Origin of the sequence: Pseudomonas sp. RA_5y_Pfl1_P24 (assembly GCF_963970945.1) — a bacterium.
Lineage (GTDB): Bacteria > Pseudomonadota > Gammaproteobacteria > Pseudomonadales > Pseudomonadaceae > Aquipseudomonas > Aquipseudomonas tritici.
Map to the genome: position 1 here is coordinate 271574 of NZ_CAXAOJ010000009.1, position 23955 is coordinate 295528.

Below are 23955 nucleotides of genomic sequence, written 5' to 3' on the forward strand. Positions count from 1 at the left end.
GCGACGCAGGGCGCCGCCAACACCTGGGCAAGCCAGGTGAATAGAACGCAAAACTCTTATTTTTTGGCGTGGGTCAGTGGCTCAAGTGGGCGGCGATCGCGCGCAGCATGCGCACGCTGTCGGTATCGAACGGGCTGACCGCATCGGTGAGCGAAGATTGCTTGACGATCACTACGCCGGACGGCTTGTCGATGAACAGGTACTGGCCGTGAATCCCCCCGGCCATCAGGGCCTGGCTGTGGTCGTTGAACACGTACCACTGGCTTCGATAGGACGCACCGGGCGTCCAGTGGGAGAACTCGGCATTTTGCGCGTAGACCGCCGGATCCGCGCCGGCGGTGATACGGGCCACCGTCTCGGGCGACAGCAGCTCAACGCCGTCGTGGCGACCGTTGTTGGCCAGCAGGCGACCGAAACGCGCCATGTCTCTCAAGGTGGCGCTGAAGCCCGCTCCGGCCACGTTACGGCCCCAGGGATCAGCCAGGAAATAGCCGTCGCGCTCGCACCCCAGGCGCCCCCAGACCTCCTCCAGCATCTGACTGCACGCTTTGCCCGAGGCACGCTCCATGACCCACGCCAAGGCTTCGGTGGTGGCCGTCACATAATGGAAAAACCCACCGTGGCTGCCGCGCTTCTTGAGGGAGGGCAAGTACTGGTACAACGATTCGAACTGCGCGTACTGCGCCGGTGCCGGTTGAAAGCCGCAGGCATAGCCGTACTGCGAGCTTTCTGAATTGGGGTCGTCATACACTTCGCTGTAGTCGATGCCCACCGCCATGTCGAACAATTGGCGCACCGTGGCATCGCCAAACGCGCTGCCCGCCAGTTCAGGCACGTAATAAGCGGCCGGCCGCTCGGGCTTGAGCACACCGCGCGTCACCAGCTGTTCACCCAAGGTACCGATCAGCGACTTGGTTACCGAGAACATGATATGCCGGTCACAGGCGTGCTGACCGTTGAAGTAACGCTCGAACAACACCGTGTCACCCTGCATCACCAAAAAGGCGTCGGTCTGGCTGGCGACAAGGTGCTCGATCACACGGATGCCCAGCCCGCTCTCACTGTCGAAACACAGTTGATCCAGAGCGCGGGGAGCCTCCTGGAGCTGACCGGCAGGCCCTGGCCCCGCCGACACATCAATGCTGGGGCGCAGTCGCGCCAGATGACGGAAGCCCCACTGATTGAAGGGCGCGCGCATCCAGTTGTTCCACGTTACCCGGTGTTCCAGCGCGGCGGGAAAACTCTGCATCAGCAGCGGTGCCACGCGAGTGGCCAATGAAGACTCATTGGCCTCGACGTAAGAAGTCGCAAGGGAGAATTGGGCATTATGACTCATCGGGATAACCCTGAAGATGACTCTGCATGAAGCAGATGCAGAGAAATAATTACCTCATATAATATTTTAGTCAATAAAACTTTTTACCAAAAAAACAAATTGTTCTGCAAGCTTGGATAAGTTCTACGCCGTCCTGATAAGCCCCTGCAACAGGGGCAAATTTTGAAATGCCCCATGCCTACCGATCCCATGCACCTCATCGACGGTCTTGCGCCCCTGCTGCGCCTGCACGGCGCTGAACCGCATTCCGGCGTCGTAGGGCAGCGGCAGGTGTGACACGCCCCCAGCAGCGGCCCAAGGTCACGCCTCTGCCGGACGATCCCGGATACAGAGAGCCTGCCAAAGCCCATGCCGTGGTACCTCTGCTGCCGATGGATACGCGGATTGATGCACTGAAAACTGCGCACATAAGAACTGGATCGGAGTGTTTTCAGGGAGGTGCGCAGCAAAAGTCATAGAACGACTTTTTCTGGACGAAAAAAATGGACCTCTTTTCAGAGGTCCATTCTTAATATGTGGAGCGGGAAACGAGACTCGAACTCGCGACCCCGACCTTGGCAAGGTCGTGCTCTACCAACTGAGCTATTCCCGCGTCTTGGTGGTGCGCATTCTATAGAAATATCAGAACCCGTCAACCCCTTGATTCAAAAAAGTTTTATTTCTTTTCAATGGTGGTGCGCAGATGCGGCCAGGCGGCGCGCAGATACTGGAGCATGGACCACAAGGTTAGGCCGGCGGCGATGAGCAGCAAGGCGTAGCCGCTCAGGACCCAGAAAGAGAAATCCGACGGGTTGGCCAGCAGAATCACCAATGCGAGCATCTGCGCAGCGGTTTTCCATTTGCCCATGTTGGAGACGGCAACGTGGGCGCGGGCGCCGATTTCGGCCATCCATTCGCGTAGGGCCGACACCACGATCTCGCGGCCGATGATCACCGCAGCCGGCAGGGTCAGCCACAGGTTGCCGTGTTCCTGAACCAGCAGGACCAGGGCGACGGCCACCATGAGCTTGTCGGCCACAGGGTCGAGGAACGCGCCGAACGGCGTGCTCTGCTCCAGTCGGCGTGCCAGGTAGCCATCGAGCCAGTCGGTGGCGGCGGCAAACGCAAACACCGAGCTGGAGGCCATATGACTCCATTCGTACGGCAAATAGAACAACAGAATGAAAATGGGGATAAGCAGGACGCGTAGAACGGTGATCAGATTAGGGATATTCATCGGCACAACTGGCTACGAGGTGGAAAGGGCATTCTATTCGCTATGCAGGTTCGCATAAATCAACTCAGCGAGCTTTTTACTGATACCGGGTGCTTTGGCTATTTCGTCAATGCTGGCACGGGACAGCTCCTGCAAGCCACCAAAATGTTTTAGCAAGTCGCGACGCCGTGTCGGCCCAACCCCCGACACCCCTTCCAGGGTTGACGTTCGCCGGGTTTTACCACGGCGGGCGCGGTGGCCGGTAATGGCGAAACGGTGGGCTTCGTCGCGGATCTGCTGGATCAAATGCAGCGCAGGCGAGTCACCCTTCAAGGTGAACTCGTGGGCGGCATCATTCAAGTACAACGTTTCGAAACCGGCTTTGCGTGTGGCGCCCTTGGCCACGCCGAGCAGGATCAGGTCGGGCACGGCCAGTTCGTTGAGCACGTCGCGAGCCATCGACAGCTGGCCTTTGCCACCGTCCACCAGCAGGATATCGGGCAGTTTGCCCTCGCCGTCCTTCAGCTTGCTGAACCGCCGCGTGAGGGCCTGGTGCATGGCTGCATAGTCATCGCCAGCGGTGACACCTTCAATGTTGTAGCGCCGGTAATCGGATTTGATCGGCCCTTCCGGCCCGAACACCACGCAGGAGGCCACGGTGGCCTCGCCGCTGGAGTGGCTGATGTCGTAGCACTCCAGGCGCTGCGGGGGCTCGTCCAGGTTGAGGACTTCGGCCAGGGCGTCAAAGCGTGCTGCGACATGCTGTCGATTGGCCAGGCGTGCTCCCAGGGCCTGTTCGGCATTGGTCACGGCCAATTGCTGCCAGCGCGCTCGGGTGCCGCGTACGCGGTGGCTGATGTCCAACTCGCGGCCGCGCAGTTCGTGGATCGCCTCGATCAGCGTGGGGAAGTCTTCATGTACCACGTTGACGATCAGCTCCGCTGGCAGGTCGCGCTCGGGGCTGCTGACGTAGTACTGGCCAAGGAACGCCGCCATGACTTCGGCGACCTCCTCGTCGATACCGGTCTGTGGGAAGAAATTCTTACTGCCCAACACCCGCCCGCCACGCACGCTGATCAGGTGCACACAGGCACCGCCTGGGTTGACGAAGGCTGCGATCACGTCCACGTCGCCGGTGCCGCCTTCCATGCTCTGCTGGTCCTGCACGCGGCGCAGCAGGGATATCTGGTCGCGCAGTTCGGCGGCCTTCTCGAAATCCAGGGTGCTGGCGGCTTGCTCCATGGCGCTGGAGAGTTCGTCGGTGAGCGCATTACTGCGTCCTTCGAGGAACATCACAGAATGGCGCACATCCTCGGCGTACTCGGCCGGTTCAACCAGGCCCACACAGGGTGCCTTGCAGCGTTTGATCTGGTACTGCAGACACGGCCGGGTGCGGTTCTTGTAGAAGCTGTCTTCGCACTGGCGCACAAAAAAGGTCTTTTGCAGCAGGCTAAGGCTTTCGCGGATCGCGCCGGCGCTCGGATAGGGCCCGAAATACTTACCCTTCGACTTCTTCGCGCCACGATGAATGCTCAGGCGTGGAAAATTACCGTCGGATAAATACACGTAGGGGTAGGATTTATCGTCACGCAGCAGAATGTTGTAAGGCGGCCGCCATTCCTTGATCAGCGTCTGCTCGAGCAGCAACGCCTCGGTTTCATTGGCGGTGATGGTGGTTTCGACCTGGGCGATACGCGCCACCAGCGCAGCGGTCTTGGGCGCGAGACCGCTCTTGCGAAAGTAGCTCGCCAGACGGTTCTTCAGGTTCTTGGCTTTGCCGACATACAGCAGGCGCGCCTCACTGTCGAACATGCGGTACACGCCAGGACGGCCACTGCAGGTCGAGAGGAAAGCACTTGGATCAAACAATGTGGTCATGTCAGGCGCTGGCGTCCACCATGCCGTGGCGCACCGCGAGCAGGGTCAATTCAACATCACTGCTGATGGCGAGCTTCTCGAAAATGCGATAGCGGTAGGTGTTGACGGTCTTGGGCGACAGGCACAGTTTGTCTGAAATCGTCTGCACCTTCTGGCAACCGACAATCATCAAGGCGATCTGGATTTCCCGCTCCGACAGCGCATCAAATGGCGAGTCGCTGGTGGGCTGGAAGGATTTGATGGCCAGTTGCTGGGCAATCTGCGGACTGATGTAACGCTGGCCCGCAAATACCAGGCGAATCGCTTGCACCATCTCCGCCAGGCCTGCGCCCTTGGTCAGGTAACCGGCCGCACCCGCCTGCAACAGGCGTGTCGGGAACGGGTCTTCTTCACACACGGTCACCACCACGACTTTGATGTCCGGGTGGCTGCGCAACAACTTGGTCGTGGCGCCAAGACCACCGATACCGGGCATCTTGACGTCCATCAGCACCACATCGGGTTTCAACTCCCGGGCCTTGATCAGGGACTCTTCCCCGGACTCGGCCTGGCCGACTACTTGCAGGCCATCGATGTCAGCCAGCATTCGTGTAATGCCTGTACGAACGAGATCATGGTCATCGACTACTAGCACCCTAATCAAGCAGACACCTCGCGATATGGTCTTATAGGTTGCTGAACACCTTAGCAAAAAACCTAGGCGCAGACCTAGCTGCAAGCGTCATATATATAGCGTTAGCACACACAGTAGCCGCCCAGTGTGGGCCGGACGGCTCAACTTTCTGAGCAACAGGTCAGGCATCCCGGGGCTAGGGCGTGGTTTTACCGTTATGCGCCACACAATGCTCAGCAAGGCTAGACGTCAAACGACGGATTGCAGCCTGGTCTTCCTTGAACATCGCGCGGTAGTCACCCAGTACTTTTTCTTCAAGCTTGCTGAGATTCTCCAGTTGAAGCGGCGTGGTTTCACCGGTCAGCACGTACAACACGTCTACACCTCTTTCGGCGACACGCGACAAGTAGTCGGCTTTGGGCGCTCGCCCTCCGTTTTCGTACTTACCCTGTGCATTGGCTTCAACGCCGCCTATTTCACCAAATAATTTTTGCGACAGGCCAAGTCGCTCCCTTTCTTGTCTCAAACGCGAACTGATTCCACTCATTTGAATACGCATTCCTGTTTGACACGTTGAAGCGACAACAAGAAAGTCGCCTCCTGTACCCAGTATGCGCTTATTAGAATGGACCATAGGGATTAGCTCGATTGACAGGCACGCTCCATGCGCCAGAAGCAATCATCTTCACCCACAATGTTCAGCCCACTGCGCTGATAGAGCTGCCTGGCAGGATTACTCTTGAACACCGTCAAGCGTAACAAACCCAAGGCTTGAGCCTTGGCTGCCATCTGCTCCAATACCCAGCTGCCCGCGCCCAGCCCGCGACACGCCTCGAGCATATGCAACTCGCGGATATAGAGCGCGCGACTGTCGCGGCTCAGGCTGATAAAGCCCAGCACGACGTCATCATTGCAGATCAGCCAGTTTTCACGGCCCGCCCAGGCAACATCAAAGCCATCGTTGGACCACACCAAGCCGTATTGCACGTAGTAGCGGCTCATGGCTTCGAACGTCAACGTCCGCGCGAATGGCAGGTCGTGGTCCGTCGCCGCGCGTAAGTGGAACGCCATTTAGAGAGCTACCACTTGGCCAGCCCACACGGCGCCAACACGACGGGCAATCACCAGCGCGTCGCCAACACCGGGAGCGGCGGCCAGCAAACCGCCATCAGCCGCCCAGATGGCGCTGCGACCGGCGCAAACATAGCCACCGGACGGGCCGCCATGGTTGGCCATCAACACCAGCAGGCCATGCTCAGCCGCATAGCCCTGGAGTAACGCGCTGTCCGTTGCGTAGCCGCCCTCGCTAACCAGCACGCCAGCGGCGTAGACAGTGGCGCCCGCCTCTGCCGCCAGGCGCGGATGACTGGCGTGGGAGAAGTCCGCGCACACGGCCAATGCTATCTGCTCATCCTCACACTCGAGGGCCGCACCGCCCTGGCCCGGGACGAACGCAACCTCTTCGCCTGGGTGCAAATGCTGCTTGGTATAGAGCGCCAGGGAGCCATCCGCGCCCAGTACCAGGGCGCCAATCAATACACCGGCATCGGGTGCGAGGCGGACAGGCATTCCCACTACCGCCGTCAATTGCAACGCCCGGGCTATTTCACGCAGCGGCGCCAGGACTGGGTCATCTGGCGTAATCGCCAAACCGGCAGCCAATGACGGCTCGTACCCGGTCAACGAAAGCTCGGGAAATACAAGTAATTGCACGTTATGCTCGGCCGCCACGTGCATGAACGCCAGGTGCCGTTCGATATTGGCCGGCACATCACCCGCAATGGAAATGGATTGAGCCGCAGCAAGGGTCAGGGCAGTCATGGTCGCGTCCAAGCAATTATTGTCGAAGTGTTAGAAGCATATCCCGGCCGATAGCAGTAAGTACCCCGGCACGATAGAAATTTCTGATTGAATCCCCCCGTGTGCCTCTAGTAAGCTGCCCCCATCATTTGGAGACATACCGTGTTGCAACTCACCCACACTCAGGTTTGCCCTGCTGCCAGCGCCCCGCGTCCGGTATCGGCTACCCGTGTGAACGGTTCGAGCGCTGCGGTATGCTTTTATTTTGGGTATTGGTTTAGCCACTGGCGCGCCTGATACCTGAAATCGGCGCCCACTACTCAAGGGGTCGCCTACCAGAGAAATCTAACCCCCGGTCGGCTCCCCGACCGGGGGTTTTGTTTTTTCAGGCCTCCATCAATTTTGCAAGAACACTTAAAGGACTCACGACATGAACTACGCCACCTATTACCGCTACGACACTTCCACTGCATGGCGATTTAGCAAGCTCCGTTCGGGACAGCCTGCCGCCTCCGATCGGTCACCTATTGGTGGCAAGACAACACACGCAGCCGATACGGCCAATTGTCGAACACCCCAGTAGGGCAGAGCGCGCGGGAATAGCCCGCCGCTTGCCCAGGAAGCCTTGAATATGAACACTGCCATTGCCGCCCTGCCCCTCTCTGCCCTGACCAGCGCCAACGAAGCGCTGACCCAGCGCCTGCCCAGTTCCCTTGATTTAAAGCTCAAGTTGCCGCTCAGCCCGTTCCTCAACGAGCAGGTCCATGCCCATCGCCAAGCCGTACGCGGCATCCTCAATGGCGACGATTCACGTTTGCTGGTGATTGTCGGTCCGTGCTCGATCCATGATCCGGAATCGGCCATGGAATACGCGCGCAACCTGAAGAAGCTCGCGCTTGAAGTCAGCGACCAGATGCTGCTGGTGATCCGCGCCTACGTCGAAAAACCGCGCACCACCATCGGCTGGAAAGGCCTGGCCTACGACCCTCATTTGGATGGCAGCGATGACATGGCTGCCGGACTTACGCTGTCGCGCGAACTGATGCGCGAAATGCTGCGCCTGGGCCTGCCAGTAGCCACCGAGCTGCTGCAACCCATGGCCGCCGGCTACTTCGATGACCTGCTCAGTTGGGTCGCGATTGGCGCGCGCACCACCGAATCGCAGATCCACCGCGAAATGGCCAGCGGCCTGGGCATGCCGGTGGGTTTCAAAAACGGCACCGACGGCGGCGTGGCGATAGCCTCTGACGCGATGCGCTCGGCCTCACACCCGCACCGCCATTTCGGCGTCGACAGCCAGGGCCACCCGGCGATCATCCAGACTCCGGGCAACCCCGATACTCATCTGGTACTGCGCGGCGGTCACCGTGGGCCGAACTACGATGCGCAAAGCATGGCGCAGGTGAAACACGACTTGGCCAAATCCAAGGTGGCGGCGCGCATCATGGTCGACTGCAGCCATGCCAACAGCGGCAAGGATCCGTTGCGTCAACCGGCCGTATTCAACGACGTACTGGAGCAACGCCTGCAGGGCGACACCGCGCTGATCGGCATGATGCTCGAAAGTCATCTGTTCGAAGGTTGCCAGCCGTTGAGCGCGTCGATGAAGTACGGCGTGTCAGTGACCGATGGTTGCCTGGGCTGGAGCAGCACCGAGCAACTGCTGCGCAGTGCGGCGGAGCGGTTGCGCGGACAACGAAACATCACTGACTGATGAAGATCGATATGTGGGGAGCTGGCTTGCCTGCTCCCACATTTGATCAATGCTCGGTTCAGAGACGTGGGTACAACGCCTCATCAAACTGCTCAAGTTTCGGAAACACCAAGGGCGGCTCATCCGCCAACCCTTGCCGTCGTGTCTCATACCCCAGCAGGAAATCCTGGCGCGCCTCAGCGCTGATATACGGAACGTGCCACGCCACAAACGGCGCCAATACGTCATAGCCCCCATACGCCAGCGTCCCGCGCAGAATCGGTCGCAACATATCCGCCAGCGGTCCGTGAAGCGCGCCCTCGCCGAACATATGTTCACGCCCGCCCAAGGTGACCGTGAGCAGCGCCCGGACCTCTTCGTTGGCGGCTTTGCCAGTGCCTTCGGCGATGGGATCACCTCGCGCACCGGGCTGGCGAACAACAGGGTGGCATCGTACCTGCGGGAATCAGCCTGCGCGGGTCACTCCCTGGATGACTTCGGGCATATCCGCCAGGACCTGTTCACCCTCGGCGCCCTGCTGCCCCCCAGCGCACGCAAATGTTGAGCGATGCGCTGGATGCCGACCTGGCACGCGCCCATACTCGTGACCTGGGGTAAAGAGTCCTTTTCGGATTCGGCGGTTTTTCCAGAGGAACGACGAGCGGATACTCGACTCCATTGTTTACACCCCTTCAGGAGTTACTAATGTCTATCCCAACGCAAAACGTTCCGGCCTTCGGCCTAGGCACCTTCCGCTTGCAGGGCCAGGTGGTGATCGATTCGGTCAGCACCGGCCTGGAACTGGGCTACCGCGTCATCGACACCGCGCAGATCTATGAGAACGAAGCAGACGTCGGACAAGCCATTGTCGACAGCGGCATACCGCGCGATGAGCTGTTTATAACCAGCAAAATCTGGATCGCCAATTTCGCCAAAGGCAAGCTGATTCCAAGCCTGCGTGAAAGCCTGAGCAAACTGAAAACCGACTATCTGGACCTCACCCTGATCCATTGGCCATCGCCGGAAGACCAGGTGCCTGTCGCCGAATTCATGGGCCAACTGCTTGAAGCCAAACGCCTGGGCCTGACCCGCCAGATCGGCATCTCCAACTTCACCATCGACCTGATGAAGCAAGCGATTGCCGCCGTTGGTGCCGAGAACATCGCCACCAACCAGATCGAGATGCACCCCTACCTGCAAAATCGCAAGGTCGTGGATTTTGCCACCGCTAACGGTATCCAGATCACCTCATACATGACCCTGGCCTACGGCGAAGTGCTCAAAGACCCGGTGATTGAGCAAATCGCCGAGCGCCATCAGGCTACCCCGGCGCAAGTGACGTTGGCCTGGGCCATGCAACTGGGCTACGCGGTCATCCCATCGTCGACCAAACGTGCCAACCTGGAAAGCAACCTCAAGGCCTTGCAACTGGCCTTGAGTGCGGCCGACATGGCGCAGATTGCCGAACTGGAGCGCGGCCATCGCCTGACCAGCCCGAAAGGTATCGCGCCACAGTGGGACTAGGCCACGGGCGCGCGCGATAACTCCCGCAGCCACGGTAAAACCCGCAGGCCGGTGGTGGCTGCGGGTGGGTCGATGATGTCCATGAAGTGTTCGAGGTTGACGTTATCCGGCATGCCGGGCAGCCGTACCAGCACCGCCGGCGTTGCATCGGCGGGGGTGTTCAGATCCAGACTCAGGTCCTGGTGATCGTAGACCAGCACATGATGTGCCTGGGGTTGAGGCCCGCAAGCTTGGACCGCCAGCCCCGCACTGATGATCAGCACGTCAAAAGGTTGGGCCGGGATAGCAGTGAGTAGCTGGACCTCTTCGAAGGTCTGCACCGGTACGATCCGGTGATACCCCAACTGGTTGAGCATTTTCTCGATGTACAGGCGTTGCAGGTGCTGCTCATCGGCAATCAGGATAGTCAGTGCTTTGTTTGGCATGGAAAACCCCTGGGCAGGCAGTGCTCGTCAGTGAGCGAGGCCCATTTTCCAGACATATACCGAAGACAAAATCAGGCTTATTCCCCTTCCATGTAGGAGTTCTCCCAAATCCGCCGAATGGCTATCCACCTCAGTCAAGCCTGCTTGCTGTGCTGGCTCAGGCTGTGATGCAAACCATCGATGGCCATGCCAACCGCCTGTTTCGCAGCCGCCAGTGCTCCATGGTCGTGCCTTTCACACACCCCCTCCAAGGTTTCGCAACAGGCGACCAAACTGTGGGCCTTGACCATGCGAGCGCCCCCTTTAACGCGATGGGCCAGGTCATGCAACTTGGCGATATCCGCGTGATCTTTCAGCGTCGACAACAGCACGCGATCGTCTGCAAGACTGATGAGCAATGGCATCAGTAACTCGTTAAGCGCGGCAGTGTCACCGCCTGTCAGCGCAGTCAGCGTACTCAGGTCGTACACCGGCTCGACCTCACCCTTCACGGCTGCTGCGGTGCGAGGAGCCAGCGCCGCACGCAAATCATCGAGCCCGGTCGGTTTGAACAAGCAACCATCCATGCCCGCCTGCCTGCAGCGCTCGGTTTCCTCCGGCTGGGCGTTGGCGGTGAACCCCAGCAGCAGGCACGGCACCAGACCACGCTGACGCTCTTGGGCACGGATATCACGGGCCAGCGTGTAACCGTCCATAACCGGCATGTTGCTATCAGTGATGACGCCATCAAAATGCCCGGCCTGCCACAGTGCAAAGCCCTCGGCGCCATTTTCGGCCGTGACGATGTGATGCCCAAGGAAGCTCAGTTGACGAGTCAGTAACAAACGGTTGGCCGGATAATCGTCGACCACCAGAAGGTTCAACGCCTGCGTCGGTGGAACACCAGCGACGGAAGTCGAAACCCGTGCTGCGCGGGTCAACGCCAGCGCCAACGTCACGTCCACCCGCGTCCCCTTGCCCAGCACACTGCTCAAGTGCAGTTGACCGCCCATCATCTCGCACAGGTTGCGACTGATCGCCAACCCGAGTCCGGAACCACTGCGCGCCGATTGGTCGTTGTTACTCCCCTGGATAAATGGGTTGAACAACCGCTGCTGATCTTCAGCACTGATGCCAACCCCCGTGTCTTCGACATACAACCGTAGGTTCAAGTGGTCCCCGGCCAACGCCGGGGCGCACTGGGCACCCAGGCGCACCTGACCGGTGGCGGTAAACTTGATGGCATTCCCCAGCAGATTGGACACCACTTGCTTGAAGCGCAAAGGGTCGATGAGCACCGGGCGGTCAATCATCGGATCGAGATCCACTTGCAGGTGCAAACCTTTGTCCCGCGCCAGCCCCTCAAACACACGCGCCACAGATGCCAACAACTCGTGGAGATTGGCCGGCGCCAGGGTCAGGGACAGGTGGCCGGATTCTATCTTCGCAATGTCCAGAATATCGCCGATCAATTCCAGCATGCTTCGGGATGCCATCGACGCCACCTCCAGCGCATCCTGATCGACGCGGCCCTGCTCGGCGTTTTTCTGGGCCAATTCGATCATGCCTATCACGGCATTCATCGGCGTGCGGATCTCATGGCTCATGGTCGCGAGGAATGTGGTCTTGGCACGGTTTGCCGAGTCTGCGTCCTCCTTGGCTGCCTGCAACTGGCTCAACAGCCGCTGGCGCTCGCTCACATCCACCCAACCTGCAATCATGCCTACAACGTGGCTATTGCTATCTCGGTACGGCAGCATCCACTGGTAGATGGTTAGCACACCGCCGCCGGGAACCTTAAGTACGCGATCCTGGATCTGCGGCTCCCCCCGCGCCATCAAGCTCAAGTATTCGGCGTGGAACGACTGTGCCTGGGGCGGGTTGCCCGTATCGGTTTGCACCACGGTCTTGCCGATCACGTCCTCCAACTTAAAGCCAAATACATCGAGGTAAGCGTTATTACAGGCCATTAACCGGCCCTGGCGGTCGCGCACGTAAATGGGGTGCGGCGTGCCGTCGATCAGAACGCTCATGAACCGCATCTGGTCGCTCAGGGCCCGTTCGGCCTGTGTGCGTTTGTGAATCAGGTTGCGCAGGTAGAGCACCCAGCCCAGAGTGATCAGCAGCAGCAGCGCGGCCAGGCCAAACCCTTGGATAATCACGTTGCGATGGCTGATCCAGTAGCTGTCTTCGATGATGATCTCACTGCGCCAACGGTTGGTCAGTTCGTCCATTTCTTCAGGCGTGATACACAACAGCGCCTTTTCGAGGATCGAATACAGCTCCAGTTGGCTGCGATTGACACCGAAGGCAATGCGCGCTGGCTCCGTACCGACGGTGCTGGTGATACGCAAGCGATCACGGTAATGGCGCGCAATCATGTAGCGTGCACTGATCAGCGAAATAACGTTCGCATCGACGCTGCCCTTGGCGACCAGATCCATGGCCTGCTCGGGGTTCTCGACATTGACAAACTCGATGCCTGGATAGTCCCGGGCAATCTGCACGGAGAGCGTGCTACCGGCGAGCAATGCCAGGCGTTTTCCAGGCATGTCCTCCAGCGTCACCAGGCGTTCGTCACCGGTACGCGCCACTAACACATAGGGATTGGACAGATAAGGCCGAGTGAAGCGCAGCTTTTCGGACCGCTCGACGCTGGGCGTGATCACCGCCAGCATATCCACTCTGCCGGTACTGACCTCTTCAATCTGCTGAGGCTGCGAACTCCCTGGCACCACTTCGAACTTCAAGCCCGTAAGCAAGCTGACTCGCGACAATACCTCGTCACTCAAGCCCACAAACTGCCTTTGCTCATTAAAAAAAGACAACGGCACGAACTTATCGAGCACTGCAACTTTCACCCGTGGGTGCTTCTGCAGCCAACGCTGCTCACTCTCACTCAAACGCAAACGGTCGGCAGCCAGGAAACCGCTGTCACCGGCACTCCAGCGGCGCAGGATCTCCATCTGCTGGTTGGCCGGGATAACGGCCAGCGCTTCGTTGATGATATTCAGTAGGCGCTCGTTGTCCTGGTTGAAGGCAAACCCGAACGGGTTGACCTCCAATGCGGAAAAATCTGCCATGCGGACGTTATTGAGGTGGTTCTTGTTGATCAGATAGCGGGCGCTGATAGCGTCGCCCAAGTAGACATCCGCCTGACCGAACGCCAAGGCGCCGATAGCCTGGTGAGTCGAGCCATACAGCTGCAGTTGCGCGTGGGGGTAAAAGGCCTGGACAGCGTCAGGCTGCATATAGTGGTAAAGCATCGCTACGCGCTTGCCAGCCAGGTCGGCGCTCAATGAATGACTGTCACCCGTGCGGGTCACCAGCACGGGTTGATCATTAGCGTAGGAACGCGACAGTATCAGTGCCTTATCGGCCGCTTCGTAACCGTTGGCAGACCCGACTAAATCCACCTCGCCGCGTTTGAGCGCTTCGATGACTTCATCACGAGTGTCGTAGCGTCGAACCTCAATAGGCATGTTTAAAATCAGGCTGATCAGCCACGCATAGTCAGCTGTAATGCCTTCAAAGTCGTTTCCGTTGGACCGGTCGAAAGGTATGTAGTCAGGTGCTGACACCCCCATCACCAACATCCGTCGCTCGCGCAGCCAGCGCCAGTCACTTTCCTCAAGTTCCAGACGGGGGTTTTCCAGCGTTGAATGGCCGAACAGCCGCAGTGTATGTGGCTCATCCAGAGCCATCGCTGCACAGGGCAACAGCCCCATCAGCAGGATGGCCATGAAAATCAACAGCCGGGAGATGGTCATTTCAGATCAGATGATTGCGCTGGGCGAACTTGGACAGGTGCACCACCGAGGACATACGCAGCTTCTCCTTGAGTCGTGTCTTATAGGTGCTGATGGTCTTGTGGCTCAACAACATGTCCTCAGCGATTTCCTTGTTGCCCAGGCCCAGCGCCAGCTTTTGCAGTACCGTCAATTCGCGATCCGACAGCGCGTCCACCAGTTCTTGCTCGGTGGTCTGCAAATCATCACGGCGCACCGAACTGGTGGCCACGCTGGGGAAGCAGCTGTAACCGGACCTGATCGCCCTGATCGCCTTTTGCAACTCATCCAGTTCACCGGTCTTGTTAACAAAGCCCATGGCTCCGGCGCGCATGCAGCGGGTAGAAAAGAACACCGCCAGGTACGAAGTCAGCACGAGGATTTTACAGGGCAGTTCCAGCGCCTTGATCCGGCTGATCACCTCCAACCCGCCAAGCTTGGGCATCGCCAGGTCAAGGATGACCAGGTCCGGACATTTCTCACGAGCAATCTGCATGGCGTCTGCACCGTTGCCTGCTTCATATATTTCAAAGAATCCTTCCTGCTTCAACAGGTACTTCACGGTGGCACGTATGAAAGGGTGATCATCCACAATTAAAGCTTTGCTCATAAGACTCCCCGAGGGATCAATACGCTTACATATCACACGGGACCTATCTACCTGTGAAAAGTAACAGTTCCGACAAACGGTGCTGATTACTCTGCATGACACTTCAGGCAGTACAGACCCCTCCTTTTGATAAAGCACGGTAAACACGTAGAGCCGCGCCCTTGTTCCTGAGGCGCAAGCGCGCAACCTTAGCAACGTCGCGCCTTATCAAATGAAGGGATCATCTCGATTGCTTGTAGGATTTTTCCTCGTAGTAGCATAGTCAGCTTTGCGCGGGACAAAGCCTGACAGCCGGGGGGCTACTCGGTGGTACTCGGACTCCAGAACGCCTGCACCAGCAGCACGTTGGTGCGCAGACCTGCAGTGCGCTGGCGGTATTGACGCTCGAAACCGATCAGGCCACCAAGGATGAATGCCGCAGTGAGGCTGACCAGGGTGTCGATCAGGGAATTGAGGTTGATGTTGTTGATTGCTTGCAAAGGAAATCGTCCCTGTTTATTGCCAGCCAAACTTACGGATGTAGTAACCCTTCACCGCCTGGGTCAGGGCCATGTACGCCAGCAGGATCACGGGCAGGAACACAAAGTACAGCGATGGCAGCGCCTGCAATTTAAAGTAATGCGCCAACGGCCCCATCGGCAGGAAAATCCCCACGGCCATGATCACACCGGTCATCACCATCAACGGCATCGCCGCACGGCTTTGCAGGAACGGGATTTTCGGGGTGCGGATCATGTGCACGATCAGCGTCTGGGTCAGCAGCCCCACCACAAACCAGCCGGACTGGAACAGGGTCTGGTGGTCGGGGGTGTTGGCATCGAAGACATACCACATGAGTGCAAACGTGGAGATGTCAAAGATCGAACTGATCGGCCCGAAAAACAGCATGAAGCGGCCGACATCGCCCGGTTGCCAGCGTTGTGGCTTGGCGAGCATGTCTTCATCGACGTTATCGAACGGAATCGCGATCTGCGAAATGTCATACAGCAGGTTCTGCACCAGCAAATGCATCGGCAGCATCGGCAGGAACGGGATAAATGCACTGGCCACCAGCACCGAGAACACGTTGCCGAAGTTGGAACTGGCGGTCATCTTGATGTACTTGAGCATGTTGGCGAAGGTACGCCGCCCCTCCAGCACGCCCTCCTCCAGGATCATCAGGCTTTTTTCCAGCAGGATGATGTCGGCGGCTTCCTTGGCAATATCCACCGCGCTGTCCACCGAAATACCGATGTCGGCGGTACGCAACGCCGGCGCGTCGTTGATGCCATCGCCCATAAAGCCCACCACATGTCCGTTAGCCTTGAGCAGGCGCACGATGCGCTCCTTGTGGCTCGGCGTCAGCTTGGCGAACACGTTGGTGGTTTCCACGGCCTCTGCCAGCTCGGCGTCGGTCATGTCCTCGATATCGTTGCCCATCAGCAGGCCTTGTTGCTCCAGGCCCACTTCACGGCAGATTTTGGCGGTGACCAGCTCGTTGTCACCGGTCAGCACTTTTACCGCAACGCCATGGGCTTTGAGCGCCTTGAGGGCGGGAGCGGTGCTTTCCTTTGGTGGATCGAGGAAAGCCACGTAGCCGATCAGCGTGAGGTTTTGCTCATCCGCCAGGCTGTAAGTGTCGCGCCCCGGCGTCATGGGTTGCGCGGCCACGGCCACCACGCGCAGGCCTTCTTCGTTGAACGCAGCGGTGACCTGGCGAATACGTGCCAGCAGTTCATCGGTCAGCGCCTCGTTGGTGTCGCCATGGCGCACGTTGTTGCACACAGAGAGGATTTCCTCCACAGCGCCCTTGCAGATCAACAGGTGCGGCAAGCCTTCCTCGGCCACTACCACTGACATGCGGCGACGATTGAAATCGAACGGGATCTCATCGACCTTGTGGAACGCGGTGCCGACTTTCAGCTCGCGATGCACCTCCACGTGCTCCAGCACTGCCACGTCCAGCAGGTTTTTCAGGCCGGTCTGGTAGTAGCTGTTGAGGTAGGCCATTTCCAGCACATCGTCGGACTCTTCGCCCCACACATCCACATGGCGCGCCAGGAAAATCCTGTCCTGGGTCAACGTGCCGGTCTTGTCGGTGCACAGCACGTCCATGGCGCCGAAGTTCTGGATCGCGTCCAGGCGCTTGACGATGACCTTTTTGCGCGACAGAAACACCGCACCCTTGGCCAGGGTGGAGGTGACGATCATCGGCAACATTTCCGGGGTGAGGCCCACGGCAATCGACAATGCAAACAGCAGCGCCTCAGTCCAGTCACCCTTGGTGAAACCGTTGATAAACAGCACCAGTGGTGCCATCACGAACATGAACCGAATGAGCAACCAGCTGACGTTGTTAACGCCGTGCTGGAACGACGTGGTCGCGCGATCGGTGGCCGTCACACGCTGGGCCAACGCGCCGAAATAAGTGCTGTTACCGGTGGTCAGGATCACCGCCGTCGCCGCGCCGGACACCACGTTGGTGCCCATGAACAGGATATTTTCCAGGTCCAGCGGATTGCGGGTGTTGGCGTCCTGCTGGTGGGCGAACTTCTCCACCGGCATCGATTCCCCGGTCATCGCCGCCTGGCTGACGAACAGGTCCTTGGCGCTGAGCACACGGCAGTCGGCCGGGATCATGTCGCCGGCCGAAAGTACAATCAGATCGCCGGGCACCAACTGCTTGATCGGTAACTCAATGCGCTTGGCCTCATCGCGACGCAGCACCGTGGCGGTGTTACTCACCATGGCCTTCAGGGCATCGGCGGCCTTGTTGGATTTGGCCTCCTGCCAGAAACGCAGCAACGTCGACAGCACCACCATGGAGAAAATCACCGTGGCGGCCTTCATGTCTTCGGTCAGCCAGGAGATGACCGCCAACAGGGTCAGCAACAGGTTGAACGGGTTCTTGTAGCAGTGCCACAGGTGCGCCCACCAGGGCAGCGGTTGCTCATGCTCGACTTCGTTGAGGCCGTATTGCACGCGCAGGGCATCGGCCTCTTGGGTGTTCAAACCTTCGCAATGACTGCCTAGCGTGCCGAGCAATTGCACGGCACTGTTGTTGGCCGAGACCACGAGGGTTTGCGCCAGGGTCGGCGGTACTTCGCGGCTGACACTGGCGTCGGTCACGGTTTCGAGCATCGCCAGGCGGCGGAAATGCCGGGCAATATGCCGGGTCCGCAGGAAGCCGGCGAAGAACTCTTTGAGCAGCGTGAAGTTCATGGTGTTACTCCTGCGCGAGGAAACACTCGTGCAGGTACGGCCGTCTGCCCCGCGCCATTTTATAGGCACAGTCAGCTTGGCCCGCCCACCGTAAAGGCAGGCGCGTCCGTAGCATCCCGAGGTGAGTCAGGTGCTGGTCAGCGTCGATGAGAGGGATTCGGGCAGGCGCCAGGATTGGCTGCTGCCGGGATGCCGCTTCTCGCTTTTATTGGCGAGACAACGGCATCAGAAGAATGCGCGTTACCTTGCCAAGCCTGTGCCGGCTACCAGAACCGGCCGACTACTGTCACTCGAACAAGTACCCACTGAGGGTCTCCGCTATTGATGAAAACGCGCGAAGCTTACGCCTCGATTTCAGGAGCGTAAACCGTAGGAAAGTGTCTGCGTGAGGAATAAGAAGATTCTTCAGGGAGGGTTCAGGAACGCATCTTCCTGAACCCTCCAGAGATCTAAATGTGGGAGCGGGCTTGCTCGCGAAGACGGTGTATCAGCCACTGCAGATGTCGACTGAGCTACCGCATTCTCGAGCAAGCCCACATTTCGGACAGCGTACATCTGTTGCTACGCGGTACCCGGTCTATCCCTCGCCACCAGCCTCAAGTAATCCTCAACCGCCCCACCCGCCAGCGCCTTGACCTGAATCGACACCCGGTTCACCTGCCGTCCCATCGTGACGCCCTCCCGCGTACGTACCTGCGCATACCCAAGCCTGGGCCAGAAACGCTCGGCTTTGATATTGCCGATAACCACCGTCAACCGCAGCCATTGGGCGCCCTTCTTCGCAGCCCATTCTTCAAGGTCCGCATGCAGTCGTTGCGCAAGGCCAGTGCCATGCAGGCAGGAGTCGACCAGCAGCAGCCCAATATGCCAGACACCGCTCGCCAGCAAGTCCGCCGCAATGTTCACCACCGCGACCCATCGGTCGTCAGCATCGCGATAACCCAGCCAGTACATCCGGCGGCACGTCCATCCTGTGGGCAGCTGCCCGTGCAACTCCTCGCGCGCTTCAGTCGGCGTGGCGGGCTCGCCGTTCACCGCAATGAAGTAATCCGGCGCTCGCTCGAAAAAAAGTTGCAGCTCGGCCTCGTCGCCAGCGCACAGCTCAACCACCCGAATACCTGCAACAGAGCAACCGGGCAACACGTGCTCATCAACATCCATGTTCATCCGCCCTCAATCATCACGCGTCAGCACTTCCAACAACTCAATCTCAAAACACAGGTTACTGTTGGGCTTGATATGCGCGCCCATCGACCGTTCGCCATACGCCAGATGCGCCGGCACGAACAAGGTCCGAACACCGCCCACCTGCATGCCCATCAGCCCCTGGTCCCAGCCCTTGATCACCCGCCCGGTGCCGATCACACACTGGAACGGCTTGCCGCGCTCCCAGGACGAATCGAATACCGTGCCGTCTTCCAGGGTGCCGGTGTATTGGGTAGTAATCAACGCGCCCTTGACCACGGCTTTGCCAGTGCCGGGGCGGATGTCGGTGATTTGGAGTTCGTCGTGGCTCATGGCGGTTCTCATTGAGGGCGCAAAGGATGGCGTTTCTCCCAGAATCAAGCGGGTTTGGCAAGCTTCAAACGCAACACTGACAGTTTCTACGCGCCGCAGCGTCTTTCAGGATCAGAGGGCGCTCTCTGCGCTTGCTGCCTGAAATTCACTTACAAAAAAACACGATGTCCCCTCCCCCCAAAACACCTTCAGCTTATTTCTCGCGCACAGTGCTGACGCTCAACCTATGAAGCGTTCATTACGCTGAATAGGGAATATCAGAATGACCATCGGTTCCGGCTTCAACTACCCCGCAGACATCGCCCAGCGGCAGCATCGAGAAAAGCGCTCTACCGAGAAAAAATGGAGGGCAACATTTCCTAATCCACCCGACCTGTGCTTTGACTACCGCGCGTTGGTTGAACAGGTAAACGGGATTGCCCAGGCCACTGAACCCAATCATAAGATCTGCGTTATTGGCGCTGGCATTACCGGCCTGACGACTGCACGCGAGCTTTACAGGTGCGGGTTCACAAACATTACCTTACTCGAAAAATCCAAGCGTATTGGCGGCCGACACCTTACCGCCCTAGGGAACAATCACACCAACACGCCAGGCAGGCCCCCTTTCGAGATGGGTGCAATGAGGATGCCGTTCTTCAACAAGACAAATGAGCCTCCCAAAGACGGTCGCTCACTGATGGCCTATTACGCTAACGAATTCGATTTGCGCTATTCAGACTTTCCAAACCCGGGCAGCCCGGCCGTCCGCTCAACAGGTATATTCCTCAGAGAAGGGAGCATAGATAACAGCAGTGAACCCACCCTGCTGATCTGGAAAAACGCCGATGGAAAAACAGCCCCGCCAGGGCAAACGCTGGGCCACGTTTTCGGGAAATGGAAGACATTTGCCGAGCGTATGACGCTGTGCGTCTCCGAAAATTACGGCTCCGAACGCTGGGAGGACATGTGGGCATCGATAGTAAGAAAATACGAAGGTATGTCCTTTCGGGATCTGGTCAAGTTGCCAAGTATTGATACGTGGCACCACAGGGATCCTGGAAACTTTGGCGGCCTGGGTATGAGTGCCCAGGAATCTGCAGTGTTCTACGCCATCGGAATAGGTGATGGCAGTTGGGGCGCCTTCTATGACGTCTGCGCGCTTTACCCTCTGCGCACGGCGATATTTGGATTCAGCAGTCATCTGCAGTTAATCCACGGACGGGTTGACGCAGACGGTACTCCCATGGACGCGCCGTACTTGAATGCTAAAGAGACCCTGGACTCCAGAGGGCTGAAATTCAACAAACCAAACTATATTGGCCTTGGATCGCTGGCGGAATCGCTGCTCTTCATAAAACCCGACGAGACCGATGATTCTTTGTACGAACACCTTTTAAAGCGCCCATCCGGTTTACTGACCAGCAGTGCAGTGACAACACTGAAAAAACTCAAGAACGGAAAAATACGGGTGTATTACAGCTGGAATGCCACACAAAAAGACAAAACAGAAAACGTATTTATCGATTGTGACGCTGTCGTAATGACACTTCCCTCCTGGCTGATCGAGACACAAGTATCAATTGAAAACTTCAGCCAGGAGACACTCCCATTCAACATCATAGAAGCCTATAAGACCGCCCACTGGGAAACCAGCTGCAAAGTCTACGCGCCACTAAAAAAGTCGTTTCTCTCAGAGAACAAGAACATACCTCAAGCGATCGTTACGGACAGCTGGGTACATGATGTATATACCTACCGCTACCACAATAATAATACCTATGACTGCATCCTCCTCAGCTACACGTGGGAAGACGACGCGACCAAGCTATCGGTATTTGACGACGAACAACTGGTCGATAAATGCATAAAAGAGCTTGACCGAATCCTCTTGAAGTCCACAAACATCAAAGAAAAAATATCACCTTATATAGGGCATAAACAGGCCGTCGTTCAACGCTGGATGAACGACAAGCACTCGCTGGGTTGTGCAAAGCTCTATCGCGCAGGCACCTACTACGCCGCGGTGTCCTTAATGAAATACAACAGGGACTTCTCGCACAAATCGGGACTTTATCTCTGCGGCGAGTCGTTTTCCGTTGATGCTGGCTGGACTGAGCCTTGCTTCAGAGGCGCCGTCGACACCGTGATAAACATCTGCAATAAAACACGCGCCAATTTCAACGGCGGCTTTGACATGCAGGACTACCCAGCCTACAAAACCGAGCAACAAAGGAAATAGACTACGCAGTAATGAGAACCGTCTGACTTTCAATTAAACATATTGTCGCCTCTTATAAACATCCAACCATTTTCCGGTTGTATAACAATAAGAGGTCACCTCAATGAGCGAACCAGTAAGCCCTGCACGCGTAGCGGTCATTCAACTTGATCCACAGGTCGGCATGGCCAACCGCGCCAATAATCTGAGTCAGAGCCTCGCACTGGCGGCCGAAGCCGCGAACGGCGGAGCCAACCTGATCGTGCTGCCCGAGCTCACCAATTGCGGGTATTTCTTCAGCAGTCGCCAGGATGCTTTTGATCACGCAGAACGAGTGCCAGACGGTACCAGCGTGCAGGCGTGGATAGATTTTGCCTGCAGGCACCAGGTGTATCTGGTAGCAGGCCTATGTGAAATAGACGGTATGCAGCTATTCAATACGGCCGTGCTGTTAGGTCCCGAAGGCTACATCGGAAAATACCGCAAAGCGCATTTGTGGAACCTGGAAAAGCTATGGTTCACCCCCGGCGATACAGGCTTTCCGGTATTTGAAACGCCGATCGGCCGTATTGGCTTGCTGATTTGCTGGGACATCTGGTTCCCGGAGGTACCACGCATTCTCAGCCAACAAGGCGCAGATATTATTTGCAGCCTGAACAACTGGGTGTGGACACCACCGCCGCTATTCGATGACGCGGGAAAATGCATGGCGTCGTACCTGACGATGACCGCCGCCCACGTCAACAACGTGTTTATCGCTGCCGCCAGCCGCATTGGCGAGGAGCGAGACGCCCGTTACCTCGGATGCTCATTGATTGCCGGAACCAATGGCTGGCCGATTGGCGCTGTCGCTTCGGCCAATCGCCAGGAAATTTTGTTCGCCGACATTGATATCACCAGCGCCCGCAGTGCACCGATCTGGAACAGCCTCAACGATTTGCAACGTGATCGACGCAATGATCTCTACGATCAAATGCTCGGTTACGCCCAACACCCTGCCCTGCCGCGCTGATTGGAGGGTTGACTATGGGTAACCTCTTAGAAAAACCACGAACCCCCTGGCCCAACATTGACAAGACTGTTGTTGTCATTGCGCTGACCAGCGCTCTGATCATTGTGTGGTTAGCGTTCACCGAGCCCTGGCCTGGCTACACCGATATGGTGCAAAGCCTCCCACACCCTGTTGCCTGGCTGCGCTGGGTACTTGGCGATATCAGCGAGGTCGCTTTCTACAAACATGAACTGGCGTCGCTCGGCCTGCTGGGAGGTGCCTACCTGGCCTGGTGGGCCAGCCGAAGGGGTAAGGCCTGGCAAGGTTTCTCCATTTCCTATGGGACCGGATTATGGCCTTGGCTGATAACCAGCTCGTTGCTCGGCCTGCTACTCAGCAACCTGCTGTGGGGATGGGCTGTCACCGCTCAGACGTGGCAACCGACGTTCGCGGCGTTCGTCTCGTTGCCGGCGGCAATGGTGCTGATGTTTGGCGGCGGGTGGAAGGTCACCCTCACTGGCGCAGCACTGGGCGCTGTGCTCGTTACGCCGATGTGCCTGTTGATCGTCAACTTTGTCTGCGTGCCGCTGGGGTTGCCGACGGTGATTGGCAATGTGATGGGCATGGCCATCGGTAGCGTGATCGCGTTTATGCTATGCCGTCGGATGCCCTCTGTGGTGCGCTCGGACTTTACCCCACCGGCCAAACCGGAGCCTGCCGCTCTTCCCACTTATGGCGTGACTTGGAGCCTGCGCCGGGTGCTGGCAGATTTCTCCGAAGCGCCGTTTTTTGGAAACGAGCTAGCCAGTCTGGGTCTGTTGGCGGGAGTCCTCTTGGCGTACGCCCTGAATCCCGTGAGCCCGGCGTACGGCTCAGGCCTCATATTGCACCTGATCGGCGCGCAAGCACTGACGTCTGCGCTGGGTGTGGTCATCTGGCGACGTGAGTGGATCAAGCGAGGATGGTATCCCACCTATGTTCCCTTGGTGTCAGTAGTACCGGCTGCCGTGTTGACCCATGGAGGAAGTTGGATGGTGATGGGATCAAGTGCGCTGCTCGGTGCATTGATTGCTCCACCTTTAGCGTGCGCCATCGCGGGGAGGTTGCCGGCCCACTTCCACCCCTACATCGGTAACGTGCTCTCAATGGCGTTGAGTACGCTGATCATCGTACCAGTCGTGGGATGGTTAGTGGTTTAGCATAA

At 58.1% G+C, this 23955-nt stretch carries 19 protein-coding genes, 1 tRNA gene and 2 pseudogenes; 6 read left to right on the forward strand and 16 right to left on the reverse strand.

Going from position 1 to position 23955, the window contains the following annotated elements; translation table 11 throughout:
• Window positions 1-73: 73 nt before the first annotated feature.
• The 8 genes from AACY30_RS17705 to AACY30_RS17740 form a co-directional block, all read right to left on the reverse strand.
• Complete coding sequence (locus AACY30_RS17705; RefSeq protein WP_339540835.1) at window positions 74-1336, reverse strand: serine hydrolase domain-containing protein; 1263 nt, start codon at window positions 1334-1336, stop codon at window positions 74-76.
• Between the two features lie 516 nt (window positions 1337-1852).
• Window positions 1853-1928, reverse strand: a tRNA-Gly gene (locus AACY30_RS17710).
• Between the two features lie 63 nt (window positions 1929-1991).
• Window positions 1992-2552: a CDP-diacylglycerol--glycerol-3-phosphate 3-phosphatidyltransferase gene (gene pgsA / locus AACY30_RS17715; protein WP_339419471.1), complete on the reverse strand. Its 561-nt coding sequence runs from the start codon at window positions 2550-2552 to the stop codon at window positions 1992-1994.
• Window positions 2553-2585: 33 nt separating this feature from the next.
• Window positions 2586-4409 (reverse strand): excinuclease ABC subunit UvrC, encoded by a 1824-nt coding sequence (gene uvrC / locus AACY30_RS17720; RefSeq protein ID WP_339540836.1) that lies wholly within the window; start codon window positions 4407-4409, stop codon window positions 2586-2588.
• 1 nt (window position 4410) lies between these two features.
• Window positions 4411-5052 carry a response regulator transcription factor GacA gene (gene gacA, locus AACY30_RS17725; protein ID WP_003190387.1) on the reverse strand — a complete coding sequence of 214 codons (642 nt, stop codon included), beginning with the start codon at window positions 5050-5052 and terminating at the stop codon, window positions 4411-4413.
• A 166-nt stretch (window positions 5053-5218) separates the two neighbouring features.
• Window positions 5219-5569, reverse strand: coding sequence for a helix-turn-helix domain-containing protein (locus AACY30_RS17730; RefSeq protein WP_339468868.1), 351 nt, complete (start codon window positions 5567-5569; stop codon window positions 5219-5221).
• Window positions 5570-5661: 92 nt separating this feature from the next.
• On the reverse strand, window positions 5662-6093 hold the full coding sequence (locus AACY30_RS17735) for a GNAT family N-acetyltransferase (RefSeq protein ID WP_339540837.1): 432 nt from the start codon (window positions 6091-6093) through the stop codon (window positions 5662-5664).
• Window positions 6094-6843 carry a carbon-nitrogen hydrolase family protein gene (locus AACY30_RS17740; protein WP_339468870.1) on the reverse strand — a complete coding sequence of 250 codons (750 nt, stop codon included), beginning with the start codon at window positions 6841-6843 and terminating at the stop codon, window positions 6094-6096. It lies immediately after the preceding gene.
• 610 nt (window positions 6844-7453) lie between these two features.
• On the opposite strand from AACY30_RS17740, the gene AACY30_RS17745 reads away from it, so the two are divergent.
• Entirely contained in the window at window positions 7454-8536 is a 1083-nt protein-coding gene (locus AACY30_RS17745; protein WP_339468871.1) for a 3-deoxy-7-phosphoheptulonate synthase, read from the forward strand.
• Window positions 8537-8594: 58 nt separating this feature from the next.
• On the opposite strand, the pseudogene AACY30_RS17750 reads toward AACY30_RS17745, so the two are convergent.
• Window positions 8595-8885, reverse strand: a pseudogene (locus AACY30_RS17750) (NAD(P)H-dependent oxidoreductase); the annotation flags it as partial.
• On the opposite strand from AACY30_RS17750, the gene AACY30_RS17755 reads away from it, so the two are divergent.
• Together AACY30_RS17755 and dkgB are read left to right on the forward strand one after the other, a co-directional pair.
• Window positions 8823-9080: a hypothetical protein gene (locus AACY30_RS17755; protein WP_445261443.1), complete on the forward strand. Its 258-nt coding sequence runs from the start codon at window positions 8823-8825 to the stop codon at window positions 9078-9080. The pseudogene AACY30_RS17750 and the gene AACY30_RS17755 overlap by 63 nt on opposite strands.
• 140 nt (window positions 9081-9220) lie before the next feature.
• Window positions 9221-10039: a 2,5-didehydrogluconate reductase DkgB gene (dkgB, locus tag AACY30_RS17760; RefSeq protein ID WP_339468872.1), complete on the forward strand. Its 819-nt coding sequence runs from the start codon at window positions 9221-9223 to the stop codon at window positions 10037-10039.
• On the opposite strand, the gene AACY30_RS17765 is transcribed toward dkgB, so the two are convergent.
• The 7 genes and pseudogenes from AACY30_RS17765 to AACY30_RS17795 all read right to left on the reverse strand — a co-directional run bounded on the left by AACY30_RS17765 (window position 10036) and on the right by AACY30_RS17795 (window position 19560).
• Complete coding sequence (locus tag AACY30_RS17765; protein ID WP_339468873.1) at window positions 10036-10464, reverse strand: chemotaxis protein CheY; 429 nt, start codon at window positions 10462-10464, stop codon at window positions 10036-10038. The genes dkgB and AACY30_RS17765 overlap by 4 nt on opposite strands.
• Before the next feature lie 134 nt (window positions 10465-10598).
• A complete protein-coding gene (locus tag AACY30_RS17770) occupies window positions 10599-14213 on the reverse strand; it encodes a transporter substrate-binding domain-containing protein (protein WP_339540838.1) in 3615 nt (1204 codons plus the stop codon).
• Window position 14214: 1 nt separating this feature from the next.
• Window positions 14215-14841 (reverse strand): response regulator transcription factor, encoded by a 627-nt coding sequence (locus AACY30_RS17775; RefSeq protein WP_339540839.1) that lies wholly within the window; start codon window positions 14839-14841, stop codon window positions 14215-14217.
• A gap of 335 nt (window positions 14842-15176) precedes the next feature.
• Window positions 15177-15320, reverse strand: a pseudogene (locus AACY30_RS17780) (MgtC/SapB family protein); the annotation flags it as partial.
• A gap of 16 nt (window positions 15321-15336) precedes the next feature.
• Entirely contained in the window at window positions 15337-18042 is a 2706-nt protein-coding gene (gene mgtA / locus AACY30_RS17785; RefSeq protein WP_339540840.1) for a magnesium-translocating P-type ATPase, read from the reverse strand.
• A 561-nt stretch (window positions 18043-18603) separates the two neighbouring features.
• Window positions 18604-19203: a GNAT family N-acetyltransferase gene (locus AACY30_RS17790; protein WP_339469033.1), complete on the reverse strand. Its 600-nt coding sequence runs from the start codon at window positions 19201-19203 to the stop codon at window positions 18604-18606.
• Between the two features lie 12 nt (window positions 19204-19215).
• Entirely contained in the window at window positions 19216-19560 is a 345-nt protein-coding gene (locus AACY30_RS17795; RefSeq protein ID WP_339419495.1) for an FKBP-type peptidyl-prolyl cis-trans isomerase, read from the reverse strand.
• A 262-nt stretch (window positions 19561-19822) separates the two neighbouring features.
• On the opposite strand from AACY30_RS17795, the gene AACY30_RS17800 reads away from it, so the two are divergent.
• The 3 genes from AACY30_RS17800 to AACY30_RS17810 all read left to right on the forward strand — a co-directional run bounded on the left by AACY30_RS17800 (window position 19823) and on the right by AACY30_RS17810 (window position 23950).
• Window positions 19823-21781, forward strand: a complete 1959-nt coding sequence (locus tag AACY30_RS17800; protein WP_339540841.1) for a flavin monoamine oxidase family protein — start codon at window positions 19823-19825, stop codon at window positions 21779-21781.
• Window positions 21782-21884: 103 nt separating this feature from the next.
• On the forward strand, window positions 21885-22772 hold the full coding sequence (locus AACY30_RS17805) for a nitrilase family protein (protein ID WP_339419497.1): 888 nt from the start codon (window positions 21885-21887) through the stop codon (window positions 22770-22772).
• A gap of 14 nt (window positions 22773-22786) precedes the next feature.
• Window positions 22787-23950 (forward strand): hypothetical protein, encoded by a 1164-nt coding sequence (locus AACY30_RS17810; RefSeq protein ID WP_339540842.1) that lies wholly within the window; start codon window positions 22787-22789, stop codon window positions 23948-23950.
• The last annotated feature ends 5 nt before the right edge of the window (window positions 23951-23955 follow it).

Excerpts from the sequence above, each read along its gene's own strand:
- AACY30_RS17775 (WP_339540839.1), bottom strand. The coding sequence starts at position 14,841 with ATGAGCAAAGCTTTAATTGTGGATGATCACCCTTTCATACGTGCCACC.
- AACY30_RS17805 (WP_339419497.1), top strand. The coding sequence starts at position 21,885 with ATGAGCGAACCAGTAAGCCCTGCACGCGTAGCGGTCATTCAACTTGAT.
- mgtA (WP_339540840.1), bottom strand. The coding sequence starts at position 18,042 with ATGAACTTCACGCTGCTCAAAGAGTTCTTCGCCGGCTTCCTGCGGACC.
- AACY30_RS17745 (WP_339468871.1), top strand. The coding sequence starts at position 7,454 with ATGAACACTGCCATTGCCGCCCTGCCCCTCTCTGCCCTGACCAGCGCC.
- AACY30_RS17795 (WP_339419495.1), bottom strand. The coding sequence starts at position 19,560 with ATGAGCCACGACGAACTCCAAATCACCGACATCCGCCCCGGCACTGGC.
- AACY30_RS17705 (WP_339540835.1), bottom strand. The coding sequence starts at position 1,336 with ATGAGTCATAATGCCCAATTCTCCCTTGCGACTTCTTACGTCGAGGCC.
- AACY30_RS17765 (WP_339468873.1), bottom strand. The coding sequence starts at position 10,464 with ATGCCAAACAAAGCACTGACTATCCTGATTGCCGATGAGCAGCACCTG.
- AACY30_RS17735 (WP_339540837.1), bottom strand. The coding sequence starts at position 6,093 with ATGGCGTTCCACTTACGCGCGGCGACGGACCACGACCTGCCATTCGCG.
- uvrC (WP_339540836.1), bottom strand. The coding sequence starts at position 4,409 with ATGACCACATTGTTTGATCCAAGTGCTTTCCTCTCGACCTGCAGTGGC.
- dkgB (WP_339468872.1), top strand. The coding sequence starts at position 9,221 with ATGTCTATCCCAACGCAAAACGTTCCGGCCTTCGGCCTAGGCACCTTC.
- AACY30_RS17730 (WP_339468868.1), bottom strand. The coding sequence starts at position 5,569 with ATGAGTGGAATCAGTTCGCGTTTGAGACAAGAAAGGGAGCGACTTGGC.
- AACY30_RS17800 (WP_339540841.1), top strand. The coding sequence starts at position 19,823 with ATGACCATCGGTTCCGGCTTCAACTACCCCGCAGACATCGCCCAGCGG.
- AACY30_RS17790 (WP_339469033.1), bottom strand. The coding sequence starts at position 19,203 with ATGGATGTTGATGAGCACGTGTTGCCCGGTTGCTCTGTTGCAGGTATT.
- AACY30_RS17770 (WP_339540838.1), bottom strand. The coding sequence starts at position 14,213 with ATGACCATCTCCCGGCTGTTGATTTTCATGGCCATCCTGCTGATGGGG.
- AACY30_RS17810 (WP_339540842.1), top strand. The coding sequence starts at position 22,787 with ATGGGTAACCTCTTAGAAAAACCACGAACCCCCTGGCCCAACATTGAC.
- pgsA (WP_339419471.1), bottom strand. The coding sequence starts at position 2,552 with ATGAATATCCCTAATCTGATCACCGTTCTACGCGTCCTGCTTATCCCC.
- AACY30_RS17740 (WP_339468870.1), bottom strand. The coding sequence starts at position 6,843 with ATGACTGCCCTGACCCTTGCTGCGGCTCAATCCATTTCCATTGCGGGT.